Annotated in this window: 11 protein-coding genes; 8 read left to right on the top strand and 3 right to left on the bottom strand. The window is 60.3% G+C overall.

Features of this window, described 5'->3' with window-relative positions; translation table 11 throughout:
* Positions 1-4 precede the first annotated feature (4 nt).
* Positions 5-1,444, bottom strand: coding sequence for a glutamine synthetase family protein (locus FHW37_RS19010; RefSeq protein ID WP_145639197.1), 1,440 nt, complete (start codon positions 1,442-1,444; stop codon positions 5-7).
* 140 nt (positions 1,445-1,584) lie between these two features.
* Here FHW37_RS19010 and FHW37_RS19015 point away from each other — a divergent pair, with 140 nt between their 5' ends.
* From FHW37_RS19015 to FHW37_RS19020, 3 genes are all read left to right on the top strand, one after another.
* Positions 1,585-2,766, top strand: coding sequence for an NAD(P)/FAD-dependent oxidoreductase (locus tag FHW37_RS19015; RefSeq protein ID WP_145639199.1), 1,182 nt, complete (start codon positions 1,585-1,587; stop codon positions 2,764-2,766).
* Between the two features lie 141 nt (positions 2,767-2,907).
* Positions 2,908-3,042 (top strand): hypothetical protein, encoded by a 135-nt coding sequence (locus FHW37_RS34510; protein ID WP_281407262.1) that lies wholly within the window; start codon positions 2,908-2,910, stop codon positions 3,040-3,042.
* Between the two features lie 185 nt (positions 3,043-3,227).
* A complete protein-coding gene (locus FHW37_RS19020; RefSeq protein ID WP_145639201.1) occupies positions 3,228-5,057 on the top strand; it encodes a methyl-accepting chemotaxis protein in 1,830 nt (609 codons plus the stop codon).
* 81 nt (positions 5,058-5,138) lie between these two features.
* Here FHW37_RS19020 and FHW37_RS19025 read toward each other — a convergent pair whose 3' ends face one another.
* A complete protein-coding gene (locus FHW37_RS19025) occupies positions 5,139-7,034 on the bottom strand; it encodes a class I SAM-dependent methyltransferase (protein WP_186458317.1) in 1,896 nt (631 codons plus the stop codon).
* 316 nt (positions 7,035-7,350) lie between these two features.
* Here FHW37_RS19025 and FHW37_RS19030 point away from each other — a divergent pair, with 316 nt between their 5' ends.
* The 4 genes from FHW37_RS19030 (at position 7,351) to FHW37_RS19045 (ending at position 11,430) form a co-directional block, all read left to right on the top strand.
* Complete coding sequence (locus FHW37_RS19030) at positions 7,351-8,448, top strand: polyamine ABC transporter substrate-binding protein (RefSeq protein WP_145639204.1); 1,098 nt, start codon at positions 7,351-7,353, stop codon at positions 8,446-8,448.
* Between the two features lie 72 nt (positions 8,449-8,520).
* Positions 8,521-9,678 (top strand): ABC transporter ATP-binding protein, encoded by a 1,158-nt coding sequence (locus FHW37_RS19035; RefSeq protein ID WP_145639207.1) that lies wholly within the window; start codon positions 8,521-8,523, stop codon positions 9,676-9,678.
* Between the two features lie 11 nt (positions 9,679-9,689).
* Complete coding sequence (locus tag FHW37_RS19040; RefSeq protein ID WP_145639209.1) at positions 9,690-10,610, top strand: ABC transporter permease subunit; 921 nt, start codon at positions 9,690-9,692, stop codon at positions 10,608-10,610.
* A gap of 1 nt (position 10,611) precedes the next feature.
* Positions 10,612-11,430: an ABC transporter permease gene (locus FHW37_RS19045; RefSeq protein WP_145639211.1), complete on the top strand. Its 819-nt coding sequence runs from the start codon at positions 10,612-10,614 to the stop codon at positions 11,428-11,430.
* A 16-nt stretch (positions 11,431-11,446) separates the two neighbouring features.
* On the opposite strand, the gene FHW37_RS19050 is transcribed toward FHW37_RS19045, so the two are convergent.
* Positions 11,447-13,306, bottom strand: coding sequence for an AsmA family protein (locus FHW37_RS19050; protein ID WP_186458318.1), 1,860 nt, complete (start codon positions 13,304-13,306; stop codon positions 11,447-11,449).
* A 192-nt stretch (positions 13,307-13,498) separates the two neighbouring features.
* Here FHW37_RS19050 and FHW37_RS19055 point away from each other — a divergent pair, with 192 nt between their 5' ends.
* Positions 13,499-15,451: an acetoacetate--CoA ligase gene (locus FHW37_RS19055; RefSeq protein WP_145639215.1), complete on the top strand. Its 1,953-nt coding sequence runs from the start codon at positions 13,499-13,501 to the stop codon at positions 15,449-15,451.
* Positions 15,452-15,661 lie beyond the last annotated feature (210 nt).

Here is a 15,661-nt window from a genome sequence, read left to right on the forward strand (position 1 = left end):
AGCCTCAGACGTTAAGAAGCAGGAATTCCCGCTCCCAGGGGCTGATAACCTGCATGAAGGTCTCGAACTCGCCGCGTTTGACGCCGGCATAGATGCCGATGAATTCCGGGCTGAAGACTTCGGCGACCGCCGGATCGGATTCGAGCAGCGACACGGCTTCGAGCAGGCCGCGCGGCAGGTCGATCGCGCCCTCGTTGGCGGTCTCCTCGGTCGGCGCCGAAGGTTCGATCGAATTCATGATGCCGAGCAGGCCGCAACCGAGTGATGCTGCCAGCGCCAGATAGGGATTGGCGTCCGAGCTCGGCAGCCGGTTTTCGACACGGCGTGCATTCGGATCGGAGACCGGCACACGGAAGGCTGTCGTTCGGTTATCGTAACCCCAGGCCGTGTTGACCGGCGCCGACATGTCGGGCGTCAGGCGGCGGTAGGAATTCACATAAGGCGCCATCATCGCCAGCGTCTTCGGGATATAGGTCTGCATGCCCCCGATGAAGTGGAAGAAGTGCTTCGAAGCCGACCCATCCTTGTTGGAGAAGATATTCTTGCCGGTTTCGATATCCACCACCGACTGATGGATATGCATGGCTGAACCCGCCTGCCCCTGCATCGGCTTTGCCATGAAGGTGGCATAGATGCCGTGCTTGAGTGCGGCCTCGCGGATGGTCCGCTTGAACATGAAGACCTGGTCGGCAAGCTCGATCGGATCGCCATGGCGAAGGTTGATTTCCAGCTGCGCCGGACCTTCTTCATGGATCAGCGTGTCGATCTCCAGGCCCTGTTTTTCAGAGAAATGGTAGATGTCGTCGATCAACTCGTCGAATTCGTTGATGCCGGCGATCGAATAGCCCTGGCCACCGAGGATGGAGCGGCCCGAACGGCCCTTCGGCGGATGCAGCGGATAGTCCGGATCGTCGTTCTTGGCGACGAGATAGAATTCGATTTCCGGCGCCACGACCGGCTTCCAGCCGCGCTCGGTATAGAGCCGCATTATGTTCTTCAGCACGTTGCGCGGCGTGTAGGGAACGTCATTGCCATTCGTATCGACGATGTCGCAGATGACCTGCGCGGTCGGATCGGTTTCCCAGGGCACGACGGAAAGCGTCGAAAGATCGGGCACGAGCTTCAGGTCGCTGTCGCGTGGCTCGTAGCGGAAACTTGCCGTTTCCTCGGGGTATTCGCCGGAAATCGTGTGGCGATAGATGGCCGAGGGCAGGGCGAGCGAGGTGTTAGAGGTGAACTTCGACGACGGCATCATCTTGCCGCGCGGAACGCCTGCAAGGTCGGGCGTGATGCATTCGATGTCCTCGATACCGCGGGCCCGGAGCCAGGCGGCTGCCTCGCGCCAGTCCTCGACCCCTCGAAGCGAGGTCAGGGTCGGCTGGGCAGTGGCGGCTTTCGCAACCGTTCCGGTCGCAAGGGCGGGGGCTGGCTTCTTTCGCGGCATGACACATCGCAGTGAGGTTGATCGGTTCGCCCATCATAGCCACGGATTGGCAATTGGCGAGGGGGTCTCGCCATCGCCCTGGCCATTGACTTTGCCGTGCCGATCGAAAACAGCAGGAGATCAAAGACAGGAGCGACGTGTTGGCGCAAACATTCGACGTGGTGATATTGGGGGCAGGGGCAGCAGGCATGATGTGCGCCATCATGGCCGGCCGAAAGGGTCGCCGCGTCCTGCTGCTCGACCACGCAAAGACTCCGGGCGAAAAGATCCGCATTTCCGGTGGCGGGCGCTGCAATTTCACCAATATCCATGCAAGTGGCCGCAACTATCTTTCCGGCAATCCGCATTTCGTCAAATCCGCACTCGCCCGTTTCACGGCGCGGGATTTTCTGGCCATGGTCGAAGGACACGGTATCCCCTGGCACGAAAAAACGCTTGGCCAGCTGTTCTGCGACAACAGCGCCAAGGACATCATCGCAATGCTCATGTCCGAGATGAAAGCGGCCAATGTAGAGATGCGGCTCCAGACGGAGGTGAACACGGTCGAGAAAACCGAAGGCGGTTTTCGCCTTGCCACGTCGTCCGGTCCGGTCGAAGCGAAATCCGTCGTCGTCGCCACCGGCGGCAAATCCATCCCGAAAATGGGTGCGACCGGTTTTGCCTATGATATCGCCCGCCAGTTCGGTCTTAAACTCATCGAGACACGGCCGGGCCTCGTGCCCTTCACGCTCGATCCCAATACGCTGGAAAAGCTGGCGCCGCTGGCCGGCGTCGCGGTCGATGCCGAAGTCCGGCACGGCAAGACGGCGTTCCGCGAGGCGTTGCTCTTCACCCATCGTGGACTGAGCGGCCCCGCCATCCTGCAGATCTCTTCCTTTTGGCGGGAAGGTGACGACGTGACGATCTCGATCGAGCCGGATGCGCCGATCGCCGATGTGCTGAAAGCCGCTCGCAAGTCGAATGGAAAGCAGGCGGCCCAGACCGTGCTTTCAGAAATTCTGCCAAAGCGGCTGGCCCAGTTCTTCGCCGAAAACCAGGGTTTGAAGGGCCATGTTGCCGATCTCTCCGACAAGGCGATCCAGTCGCTTGCCGCCTCCATTCAGAGCTGGGTGATCCGCCCGGCCGGCTCCGAAGGTTACCGCACGGCGGAAGTAACCCTCGGTGGTATCGACACGCAGGAGCTGGATTCGAAGACGATGCAGGCGAAATCCGTGCCCGGCCTTTATTTCATCGGTGAGTGCGTCGACGTCACCGGCTGGCTCGGCGGTTATAATTTCCAATGGGCCTGGTCGTCCGGATATGCATGCGGCGACGCTTTGTAGTTGCAGTTGATTCAGCTCTTGTTAATGTACGTGTCGGATGCTGCCTTAATACCATCCAATTTTCGCGTTTTATGGGATGGTAAGGGCTCTGCCGGTCCACGGCAGCAGGCCATTGACGACGCGCTTTGGAGACCGAAGTTCATGCAGAACAACCGCCGTGCCCGCGCTATTGCCATTGCGAAGACCGAGGACAGCGCCAAGCTGTTCCGTTTCCGCCTCCTGATGATCGCGATCGGCGCGACCGCGGCCCTGCTGGCTGTTCCGGTCCTTTTCTGACGCTTTGCCCATCGATCTGGAGCCTTTTGACGGTTGTAACCGGCTCAAGAATCACGCGCGTCGAACAAAACTCCTTTGAGGCTTAAAAAAATACAAACCGGACCCGGCAAAATTTAGTGAATCTTCACCTTGGCAGGCAATGAATGGAGAGGGAGCCCGTTCACGCCATGAAGAGACTTCTGCCCATGAAGAAGATTTTGCCATCCTCGATCGTATCTCGAATTGTTATTCTGTGCCTGTTTCTGATCTCGATCGCTGTCGTCGCGGTCGGTGGTCTCGCCTATAACAATATCCGTCGCGACATTCTTGATACGGCCGGTGATGATACGCGCAAGGCCATGCGCACCATGGCTCTTCTTTACGAACTGGAATTGCCGGGCGCCAAGGCAGAGCTGCGCGAGCAGGTCGTAACCGGCATCGTCAAGGGCGAGGGTGCCCTCAAGGATCATGACCTCGTCGATCGTGCCGCCAGCGCAATCGGCGGCGTTGCGACCGTCTTCGAAAAGCAGGGCAGCGATTACGTCCGCGTTTCGACCAATGTGAAGACGGAAAAGGGCGACCGCGCCGTCGGCACCAAGCTTGCCGCAGAACATCCGGCTCAGCCGCTTCTCGCCAAGGGGCAGCCCTTCTTCGGCGCCGCCGTCCTGTTCGGCAAGGACTACATGACCGGCTATTTCCCGATCAAGGATGGCGCCGGTGCCGTGACCGGCGTGCTCTTCGTCGGCATTCCGATGCAGGTCTATTTCGCCCATATCAATTCGGCCGGTTTCGTCGTCATTGCCAGCTCGCTGGCGGCGCTTCTCGTCATTGCATTCCTGAGCTTCTTCGCGATCCGCGCCCTGATCCGTCCGCTCGGTGTCCTGACCAATACCGTCCGCGCCATCTCGCAAGGCGATAACGACGCGACCATTCTTTACCTCGATCACCAGAACGAGTTCGGCAACATTGCCCGTGCACTTGCCGGCTTCCGCGACAGCGCTCGCGAAAAGCAGGAAATCGAAGCCCGCAGCGCCGCCGAACGGGCGGAGGCAGAAGCCGAGCGCGAGCGCAACGATGTCGAAAAGCAGCTCGTCGACCGCCATATCGATCATGCCGTCAGCGAACTCGGCTCTGCTCTGTCGCGCCTCGCCCAGGGCGATCTGACGACCACGATCGAAAGCACCTTTGCCGGCCGGCTTGAACAGCTGCGCAAGGATTTTAACGGCTCGATCGTCCGCCTGCGCGACACGCTCTCCCACATCCGCACCAGCACGCTGTCGATCCAGAAGAGCAGTGCCGATCTCAGCCATTCCTCGAGCGAACTGTCGCGCCGCACCGAAAGCCAGGCCGCATCGCTGGAAGAAACCGCTGCCGCCGTCGACGAAATCACGGTCACGGTCCGCTCCTCTGCCGAGCGTGCGCGCGAAGCCAATGACGCGGTGTCGCTGACGAAGAAGAGCGCCGATAGCTCCGGCACGGTCGTCAAGAACGCCGTCGAGGCCATGGACCGCATCGAGGACGCTTCCCAGAAGATTGAGCTGATCATCGAAGTCATCGATGACATCGCCTTCCAGACCAATCTGCTGGCGCTGAATGCCGGTATCGAGGCCGCTCGCGCCGGTGAGGCCGGCAAGGGTTTTGCCGTCGTGGCACAGGAAGTCCGCGAACTGGCACAGCGCTCCGCCGGTGCCGCCAAGGAGATCAAGGATCTCATCAACCAGTCGTCCCGCGAAGTCTCCTCCGGTGCATCGCTGGTGCAACAGGCCGGCGAGGTTCTGGCGACGATCAGCCACGACATCACCGCGATCAGCAAGCATGTCGAGACGATTTCCACTGCCAGCCAGGACCAGTCCGCGGCACTGCAGGAGATCAACAGCTCGGTCAACCGCATGGACCAGATGACCCAGCAGAACGGCGCCATGGTCGGCGAAACCAGCGAGGCCTGCCGTCGTCTGGCCGAAGAGGCGGATGGCCTGCTCGGCCTCGTCCAGCAGTTCCGCATCGAGGAAAGCTTCCGCCGGTCGCGAGCCGCCTGACAAGAGGCCGGGCTGAAAGAACGCATAAAATGAAACGGGGGCGCAAGGCGCCCCCGTATTCGTTCAGCTCGGATGAATGTCTCAGGCTGCGCCGCTGCGCTGACCGAGCAGCGTTGCGATCTGCTCGTCCTTCTCGCGCAGCTGGCGATGGGCTTCACCAAGCTTCGCTTCCAGCGAGCGATTGAACTCGCTCACCTTCGTGCGCATCTGGTCGGTTGCCTCGGCGATCTGCTTTAGCTCTTCGTCACGGGTCTTCAGCGCCCGTTCCAGCTGCATCATCATCGACACGGGTGTAATCCGCGGCGGCAGTTTTTTGCCCAGAACAGCCAGATTGCCGCTGATCTGCTTGCCATGCACGGCCGACTGGAAGCGGTATTCCTCGGCGAAATAACGCATGACGTCGTCTTCGTTCATCGACAGGCCAAGGTAACGGGCCATGCTCAGCAGCAGCGCTCCGACTTCACGCGGTGTGTCCGCGGCGGGATTGCCACAGCTGCTGACGCCGAGGATCGCATCATAGAGCGAACGGAACAGGATATAGCCCGCCTCGACCTCACCCTCGCGGCACCATTCCTGGTCGATGAAATTCGTGCTTCCGTCAGCGGCGACGAGGAGGTTGCGGGGCGAGGCATCGAGATGGACGCCGGAGACCAGCGTGCGATGTTCGATCCTGGCGGATGCATCGCCGTTGCTGACCTGCTTCTTGAAGGCATCCCACCATACCTTCACCCAGACTCCGGTTTCATCTGCAGTCCAGCCATCCTTCATCATGATATAGCGAAGCTCTTCGCGCCAGGTCAGGCCTGCGTAAAGCGGCTCGCGCCCGAGAGCGAGCTTGAAGTGACGTGCTTCTGAGGATTTGGCCACGGCGTCCGGATAGGTCTTGCGTCGCTCGACGTAATAACCGCTCTCTTCCTTGCCGAATTCGACGGTCTTCTTGAACGCGGGATCACGCGGGCCGCCATAATGGAAACCGATCGCCGTCGGCTTGGCGATGTCCTTTGCCGAGGCCATCAGCACGAAGGAATTGGCAAGCTCGTCAACCAGGTTGTTGCGCACGATCGCCTTCCAGGCGAAGTCCATCGAGAAATAGGGCAGTCTCGGGGCCTGCTTGTCGGTGGCGCAGGCGCCGCTGATCATGCTGGTGAAATCCGCCGGCACTTCGTCCTTCAGGGCTTCGTCCGAAAGAACCGAAACCGGGAGCTTGTAGTCGGGGAAGGGGTACCACCATTCGTGCTTGTCGAGGCCGACATTGGCCATGCGCTCGCCCAGTTCCTTCTTGCCGAAGGTGACGGCGGACGTTGCCGTGTAGCGGCTCTCGATGCCGGCCATCGGCTGGCCGATATGGTCTTCCGGGAAACCGGCGAAATATTTGAGGCCGATCTGGTTCTCGATCGCGATGACGAGCACGCCGTCCGGCTCGAGAAGCGATGTCACCTTCTTCAGCATCATGTCGATCGGATCTTCGATGCTGGAGCGGTCGTAGAACATGCGGGCATATTCAAGAACGCCGATCAGGGTGATGGTCTTGAATTTCTGGCCGATATCGAAATTCTGGAACGGGTCGGCAACGAAATTGACATTGGGAAGGTCCTGGCAGCGGGCGGCGCCGATGGCGGCGCGGCGCGGGCTTCCCTCGACGGCAACGACGTCAAAGCCCTGTTCGCCCAGGAACCGGGAAATGGCGCCACAGCCCGAGCCGATTTCGAGGATCGGACCTTCCAGTCGGTCGGCGATCGGACGCAGCACGTTCGCGCGTTCCGAAGAGAGATGGTAGAGTGTTGCCCAGTCGCGAATGGCGTCCTGCAGCTCGCCCGAGGTTACAGACTTGTCCTTTGCACCGCGGATGACACGAAAAATGTGGTTTTCGGTCTGATCGCCGTCGGAATAGCCAAAGCTGGCGCTCTGTCCCGGCCTGGCCCAGGTGTTGGTCTCGGCATTATACTGGTACTGGGAGCTAAGCGCAGTCTTCATCATCAGGCCTCTCGTCATCGTTTAAGGCAGACGGCACGCCAGCCCCGCCGATACGGCGTAGAGAACGCGCGCTGGCGAAATGAGAGTTCCGGACCTGCTTGCCCCGAACTACCCAACGTTGCTTGTGCAAGGCTGACTTGAAATACTTGCCCGGCACGTTCACTGCCATGAGCACGGATGTTGAGTGACTTTTCCCGGAATTGTGGCTGGTCTGTAGATTCCCCTTGTGGCAGCAAAAAATCCTTTTTACTCTTCTTAAAAATATTGGGGAATCTGCGCCCGATCTGACATTGCGCATAAAATTAAAACAGGAGAGATCATGAAACGCCATTTGCTGAGCCTCGTTGCTGCATTTGCCGCAACGGCCTTCGGTGCTGTCACCGCTTCCGCGCAGGAGCGCCAGGTCCATGTCTACAACTGGTCCGATTATATCGATGAATCGATCCTGACCGACTTCACCAAGGAAACCGGCATCAAGGTCGTCTACGACGTATTCGACAGCAACGACCTGCTCGAGACCAAGCTGCTCGCAGGTGGTTCTGGTTATGACGTCGTCGTCCCGACCGGCCCGTTCCTTGCCCGTCAGATCCAGGCTGGCGTCTTCCAGAAGCTCGACAAGTCCAAGCTGCCGAACCTTTCCAACATGTGGCCGCAGATCTCCGAGCGTCTCGCCAAGTATGATCCCGGCAACCAGTATGCCGTCAATTACATGTGGGGCACGACCGGCATCGGCTACAATGTCGACAAGGTCAAGAAGGCGCTCGGTGACGTGCCGATCGACAGCTGGGACGTTCTCTTCAAGCCGGAAAACGCCAAGAAGCTGAAGTCCTGCGGCGTCAACATCCTCGATGCCTCCGACGAAACCTTCGCGATCGGCATGAATTATGTCGGCAAGAACCCCGACAGCAAGGAAACCAAGGATCTCGAAGCCGGCGGCAAGGTCTATTCCGCCATCCGTTCCTCGGCCAAGACCTTCAACTCTGCCGCCTATATCGACGATCTCGCCAATGGCGACATCTGCATCACGATCGGCTGGTCAGGCGACGTTCTCCAGGCAAAGACCCGCGCCGAGGAAGCCAAGAACGGCGTCAATATCGAGTTCGTCATCCCCAAGGAAGGCACGTATATGTGGTTCGACAACCTCGCGATCCCGGCGGATGCGAAGAATGTCGACGAGGCACATGCCTTCATCAACTACCTGATGAAGCCGGAAGTCATCGCCAAGGCCTCCAACTATGTCCAGTATGCGAACGGCAACCTTGCCTCGCAGAAGTTCATCGACAAGGACGTGCTGGACAACCCGAATGTCTATCCGCCGGAAGACGTGGTGAAGAAGCTCTTCACCATCTCGCCCTACGGCCCCAAGGAACAGCGTGTGCTGAACCGGCTCTGGACCCAGATCAAGACCGGCAAGTAACAGGATCAAGGGGGCAGGCCGATGGGCCTGCCCTTCTCCTTTCAAGATGACTTCGGGCGAAATGGGGCACCTATGGCGAAAACTCTCGGACCGGTTAAACGCAAATTTTCTCCCTGGACCGATCCGTCGGCCGTTCCTTTCATCCGTTTCGAGAACATCACCAAGCGCTTCGGCAATTTCACCGCCGTCGATAATCTGACGCTGGATATCTACGAGCGCGAATTCTTCTCGCTGCTCGGCCCGTCCGGCTGTGGAAAGACGACGCTGATGCGCATGCTGGCTGGCTTTGATGAGCCGACCGAGGGCCGCATCCTCCTGCAGGGCAAGGATATTTCCGGCGTCCCGCCCTATCGCCGCCCGACCAACATGATGTTCCAGTCCTATGCGCTTTTTCCGCATATGACGGTCGAGAAGAACATCGCCTTCGGCCTCGAACAGGACAAGCTGCCCAAGGGCGAGATCACCGCCCGCGTCGAGGAAATGCTGAAGCTCGTGAAGCTGGAGCAGTTCGCCAAGCGCAAGCCGAACCAGCTGTCCGGCGGCCAGCGCCAGCGCGTGGCGCTTGCCCGTTCGCTTGCCAAGCGGCCCAAGGTCCTGCTTCTCGACGAGCCGCTCGGCGCGCTCGACAAGAAACTGCGCGAAGAAACCCAGTTCGAGCTGATGGATATCCAGCACACGCTCGGCCTCACCTTCCTCATCGTCACCCACGACCAGGAAGAGGCGATGACCGTGTCCGACCGTATCGCGGTCATGGAGCGTGGCGTCATCGTTCAGGTCGCGACCCCGGCGGAAATCTACGAGGCGCCGAACAGCCGCTACGTTGCCGACTTCATCGGCGACATCAACATCGTCGACGGCACGGTCAAGAAGACCGACAGTGCGCTCGGTGCGCCGGGAGCGGTCACGATCGATTGTGGTGGATTGACCTTTGCCGCCGAACAGGAATGCCAGGCCGTCGTCGGCGACAACGTGGCCTATGCCGTGCGTCCGGAAAAGGTGCGGATCTCGCCTGAACAGCCTGCCGATACAAGCGTCAACGCCGTTAATGGCGAGGTCTGGGATATCGGCTACCTCGGCGATTTCTCGGTCTTCATCGTCAAGCTCGACGATGGCAGGGTCATGCGCGCCGCCCAGGCCAATGTCTCGCGCCTCGTCGACCGTCCGATCACTTTCGGCGACCGGGTCTGGCTGTCATGGCCGCTTGATGCGGGCCTCGTGCTGACCCGCTGAAGGAGGGGATGATGGCAAGTGTTTCCAATGATGCCGCCACCCACCGCGGTCCAGGCCGTGCCCGTTGGCTGGTCGTCCTCGTGCCCTATGTCTGGCTGCTGCTGTTCTTCGTCGCGCCGTTCCTGATCATTCTGAAGATCTCGCTCTCCGACACGGCGATCTCGATGCCGCCCTATACGCCGGTCTTCGAAGGCTTTGGCGCGATCGGCGATTTCATCTCCGAGCTCGATTTCGAAAACTACGTCTTCCTGACCGACGACCCGCTCTACATCCAGGCCTATATCTCGTCGCTGCGTATCGCGGTGATTTCGACCCTGCTTCTGCTTTTGATCGGTTATCCGATGGCGCTGGCCATGGCGCGCGCGCCGACCTCGATCAGGCCGACGCTTGTCATGCTCGTCATCCTGCCCTTCTGGACCTCGTTCCTGATCCGCGTTTACGCCTGGATCGGCATACTCAAGCCGGATGGGCTGCTGACGCTTCTGCTCCAGACCATCGGCCTGATGGGACCGGACGACCAGATACAGATCTTCCGCACCGATACCGCGGTGTTTATCGGCATCGTCTATTCCTATCTGCCCTTCATGGTCCTGCCGCTCTATTCGGCGCTGGAAAAGATGGACAATACGCTGCTTGAAGCGGCCAACGATCTCGGCTGCCCGCCGCTCAAGGCCTTCTGGCGCATCACGTTCCCGCTTTCGCTGCCCGGCGTCATCGCCGGCTCGATGATCTGCTTCATTCCGATCACCGGTGAATTCGTCATTCCCGACCTGCTCGGCGGCGCCGACACGCTGATGATCGGCAAGACACTGTGGACGGAGTTCTTCGGCAATCGCGACTGGCCACTCGCCTCGGCGGTTGCCGTCATTCTCCTGCTCGCGCTCGTGGTGCCGATCATGATCTTCCAGAACCAGCAGAAGAAGGTGGCCTGAGATGAAGTCATCCCGCTTCGATATCACCGTCCTGACGCTGGGCTTTGCCTTCCTCTATATCCCGATCGTCATCCTCGTCGTTTATTCCTTCAATGCTTCCAGGCTGGTGACCGTCTGGGGCGGGTTCTCGCTGCACTGGTACGCATCCATGTGGTCGAACGAGGGACTGATGGATGCCGCCTGGGTGACGGCGCGCGTCGGCGTGCTCAGCGCCACGCTCGGCACCGTCCTTGGCACTCTTGCCGCGCTGGCTCTGGTGCGTTTTCAGAAATTTCCCGGCCGCATGCTGTTTTCCGGCATGATCTACGCGCCGCTTGTCATGCCTGAGGTCATTACCGGCCTCTCCATGCTGCTTCTCTTCGTGGCGCTCGGTGTCGACCGAGGCTTCTGGACGGTCATCATCGCCCATACGACCTTCACCATGTGCTATGTCGCGATCGTCGTTCAGTCCCGGCTTCTGACCTTCGATCGCAGCCTCGAAGAAGCAGCTCTTGATCTCGGCTGCCCGCCGGTCAAGACCTTCTTCAAGATCACGCTACCGTTGATCCTGCCGGCTGTGGTTGCAGGCTGGATGCTCGCCTTTACCCTGTCGCTCGACGATCTCGTGATTGCCAGCTTCAATACCGGCCCGGGCGCGACGACGCTGCCGATAAAAATTTATTCGCAGGTTCGCCTTGGCGTGACACCGGAAATCAACGCGATCTGCACGATCCTGATCGGACTGGTGACGATCGGCGTCATCGTCGCATCGCTCTCCACCAAGCGTGCCGAGATCCGCCGCATCCGCGACGAGCATCTCGCCCAACGCCAGGGAATTTAGCGGAGAAAAGTGCGGCTCAGTCGCCGAGCTTCGGCACGTTCTGGTGCAATGGCCAAATGACCGGGTCCGGCCATGAGCCGCCGATGAAGAATGTTGCAGGGGCAATCGGCGTATTGCCGCCGCGTGCGTCGCTGCCGGGCCTGTCGATCGTCGCGGAAAGCGCGAGGCTGCTGTTGATATAGGGCACGATACCGCTCAGCGAAATCGTGTCACTCGCCCCGACAATGCGCCCCTGGGTGATATCTGCCGAGCCATTCGCAAGTGTGGCGGCAATATCGATGCTGTTGAATTCGAAACCGCCGGTTCCCTTTGCATCGTCGAGCGAGAAATACGGCTTTTGCGCCGCCAGCTGCCGGATATTTGCAAGGTCCACGCCCGGCAGCACGCCGCCATCTGCGGTGAAATGGAAGGATCCTTTTGCCTTTCGCCAGGCAACGGCGGTCAGCGGCCGCGCGACATCCATCGCCAGTTCGAACGAACCCTTGCCGGCGGGCAGGGGGCCTTGCAGGCCGAGCCTCTGGATGATGGTGGCAAAATCCGCGCCATGCACGGAAAGCCGTGCGGCCACGCCGCCTGCATCACCTTCCTTGATCGTACCGATCCTGCCGGTCAGGCGCCCGCCTTCGAAATCGCTGTCGAGAATATCGACGCGGGACTGGGCGCCGATATTCATCACGCCGATCGCCACTTCGCTGAGGCCGAACGGGCCGAGGGCAGCGTTTTGCGCGGATAGTCTGAGATCGAGATCGAACCGGTTGCGGAACTGCCCGGCCGGATCGTTCTCGTCGAGCAGCCGCGGCGCGATCTCGGCCAGCAGCGGCGAAAAATCGATCCGGTTGAGGGCAAGCGTCCCGGTCAGCCGCGGTTGCGCATTCGGCTTGAGGGCGAGATCGAGAATGCCCGTTGCATGCACGTCATTGATATCGAGCGACAGGCCTTCGAAACGCACGGCATCGGCGCTGGTGATCAGCTTTGCCTGCAGCGAAAGCGCCTTCATATGGTCTGCGGCCGGAAAATCGATGCCGAACCATGTCATCAGTTCAGGCAGATCGACCGTCGAAAGCTCGGCATTGCCGGACAGGAAACCGTGTTCGGCAAGGTTCACGATGCCGCTGAACTGGGCGTTGAAAAGGTCCGAACGGATCGTTCCGTTGGTATTGCTGCTGCGCCCGGAAAACAGCAGAAGCGGCTGGCTGGAGCTGATTTCGGCACTCACCTTGCGCCCGGCAACCACCGCCTCGCCGGTCAGGCTCGCACCCTCCGACAGGTGCGGCCAGCGCACCCGGCCGCTGATGCCTTCGATGCGGGTGACGGTGCCTTCCGGCGCCTGGTTGATCTCGACACTGCCGTCATGGACGCGGATTTCGCCGATCGGGGCGTCATAGGAAACGGAAAGCGACTGCCCGTTTCCGCTTGGCCTGACATCCGCGACCGCATGGGCAAGCAGGCCGGCATCCGACCAGTCGAGCGTGCCGTCCGCCTGCCGCGTCACGAAGATCTTCGGTTCCCTCAGGCGAAAATCCTTGAAGATCGGCCGGCCGATCAACGCGCCAAAGAGGTCGAATGCGGCCGAAAGCTCCGATACATGGCCGATCGTCCGCTTCTGCTCGTCGTCCCGGCGGATCGTCACGTCCGACAGCGTGATGCGGGCCTTTGGCCAGAAACGCAGCGTCGGCGCGCCACCGATGGTCACGTCCTGACCGATCCAGCGCTCGACGGCAGTCTCCATCCTGTCACGCACCAGAACGGTGGAGATCAGCAGCGGTGCGACGGTCTCGAAAAGCACGAAAATGACCAGCGCGATCAGGCAGACCAGCAGAATAGAACGCGCGCGGCGCCCGACCGGGCGTCCGCGCCTATCCAGCAGATGTCTCATTCGATCAAGGAGCATGGCAGGCGCATATAGGAAATGACATTGAGGCGCAAATAGGAGCATTGCCGGCTGGCCGTGGCCCTTTATCGCCGAAAACCCCATGCTATACAAATGCTGATGCCCAGCTGAACTTGCAACAGTCAGGCAGGGCGCAAAACGCTTCCGGGGAGGAGGCGGCAGCAGTGGAGGATTTGCATGAGCATGGACAGGCCGCTATGGGCGCCATCGGCAGAGGCGAAGAGGGATGCGCCGCTATCGCACTTCATGACATGGTGCGCAGAGCGTCATGCTCGGGTGTTTTCCGATTACGATGCCTTTTATGCATGGTCGATTGCCGAGCGTGCCGATTTCTGGTCCGCAGTCTGGGATTATTGCGGCGTAAAGGGCGAGCGCGGCGAGCGGGCCCTCATTCACGGCGACGACATGCTGGCCGCCCGTTTCTTCCCCGATGCGACGCTCAATTTTGCAGAGAACCTGTTGCGCGGTGAAGGCACCGGTGATGCGCTCGTCTTCTGGGGTGAGGACAAAGTGAAGGACCGCTGGTCCTGGGACAGGCTGCGCGCGGAAGTCTCCCGGCTGCAGCAGGCTTTTCGGGCCATGGGGATCGTCAAGGGCGATCGCATTGCTGCGATGATGCCGAACATGCCGGAGACGATTGCCTGCATGCTGGCCACGGCCTCGCTCGGCGCCATCTGGTCCTCCTGCTCGCCCGATTTCGGCGAACAGGGCGTGCTCGACAGGTTCGGGCAGATCGGCCCAAAGCTCTTCATCACCTGCGATGCCTATTGGTATAATGGCAAACTGCAGGATGTGTCGCCCAAGGTGCGGGCGGTCTCGGAAAAGCTCGCTGCACCGGTTCTGGTCATACCCTATGCCGGAGATGCCGAAGCGCTGGCAGCATCTCTGTCAGACGGAAAAACGCTTGCCGTTTTCACAGCGCCCTTCGAACCGCGTGCGCTGGAATTCGAGCCGCTTCCCTTCTCGCATCCGCTTTACATCCTGTTTTCGTCGGGCACGACCGGCGTGCCCAAATGCATCGTCCATTCGGCCGGCGGCACGCTTCTGCAGCATCTGAAGGAACATCGTTTCCATTGCAGCGTCAGCCCTGGCGACCGGGTCTTCTATTTCACCACCTGCGGCTGGATGATGTGGAATTGGCTGGTTTCCGGCCTTGCGGCAGGCGCCACCCTTTGCCTTTACGACGGCTCTCCCTTTGCACCGGACGGCAATATCCTGTTCGACTATGCGCAGAAGGAGAAGTTCGCGGTCTTCGGCACATCCGCCAAATATATCGACGCCGTCCGCAAGGGCGGGCTCGTGCCGAAGGAGAGCCATGACCTTTCGAGCCTGAGGCTGATGGCCTCGACCGGCTCGCCGCTGTCGCCCGAATGCTTCTCCTTCGTCTACGAAGGCATCAAGGCCGATCTGCATCTGGCGTCCATTTCCGGCGGCACCGATATCGTCTCCTGCTTCGTGCTCGGCAATCCGCTGAAACCGGTCTGGCGTGGCGAGATCCAGGGACCGGGCCTTGGCCTTGCCGTCGATGTCTGGAGCGAGGACGGCAGGTCCGTGCGCGGTGAAAAGGGCGAGCTCGTCTGCACCTCCGCCTTTCCTTCCATGCCGATCATGTTCTGGAACGATCCCGATCAGGCGAAATATCGCGCTGCCTATTTCGAGCGGTTCGACAATATCTGGTGCCACGGTGATTTCGCCGAATGGACGCAGCATGGCGGCATCGTCATTCACGGCCGCTCGGATGCGACGCTTAACCCCGGCGGCGTCCGGATCGGCACGGCCGAGATCTACAATCAGGTCGAACAGATGGCGGAGGTGGCCGAGGCGATCTGCATCGGCCAGGACTGGCAGGACGATGTGCGTGTCGTTCTTTTCGTGCGCCTGTCGGGCGGCATCTCGCTCGATGCGAAGCTCGAAGGAGAGATCAAGAGCCGCATCCGCTCCGGCGCTTCACCACGGCATGTGCCGGCCAAGATCATTCAGGTTGCCGACATTCCCAGGACCAAGTCCGGCAAGATCGTCGAGCTTGCGGTCCGCGAAGTCGTGCATGGCCGACCGGTAAAGAACAAGGAGGCGCTGGCCAATCCCGAGGCTCTCGACCTCTATGCGGGCATAGCCGAACTTGCGCGCTGAATCAGACATTTGCTGGATCGGTGTGCCACTCTGGCACGCCGTTGCAGCGGTCCTGCCGGCACTCTAAAACCGGGACAACTCTTTAACGTCCTGTTAAGTCGGATCGACCAAAAGTGACTCAGCATGAAGCATTTCGTGTAAGGAAGACCGGAGGCCCGCGAGCTTCCGCAGACATGACGTCTTCCATCCCTTTTTGAACAGCATTCAACT

Source organism: Neorhizobium alkalisoli (genome assembly GCF_007829835.1).
Lineage (GTDB): Bacteria > Pseudomonadota > Alphaproteobacteria > Rhizobiales > Rhizobiaceae > Neorhizobium.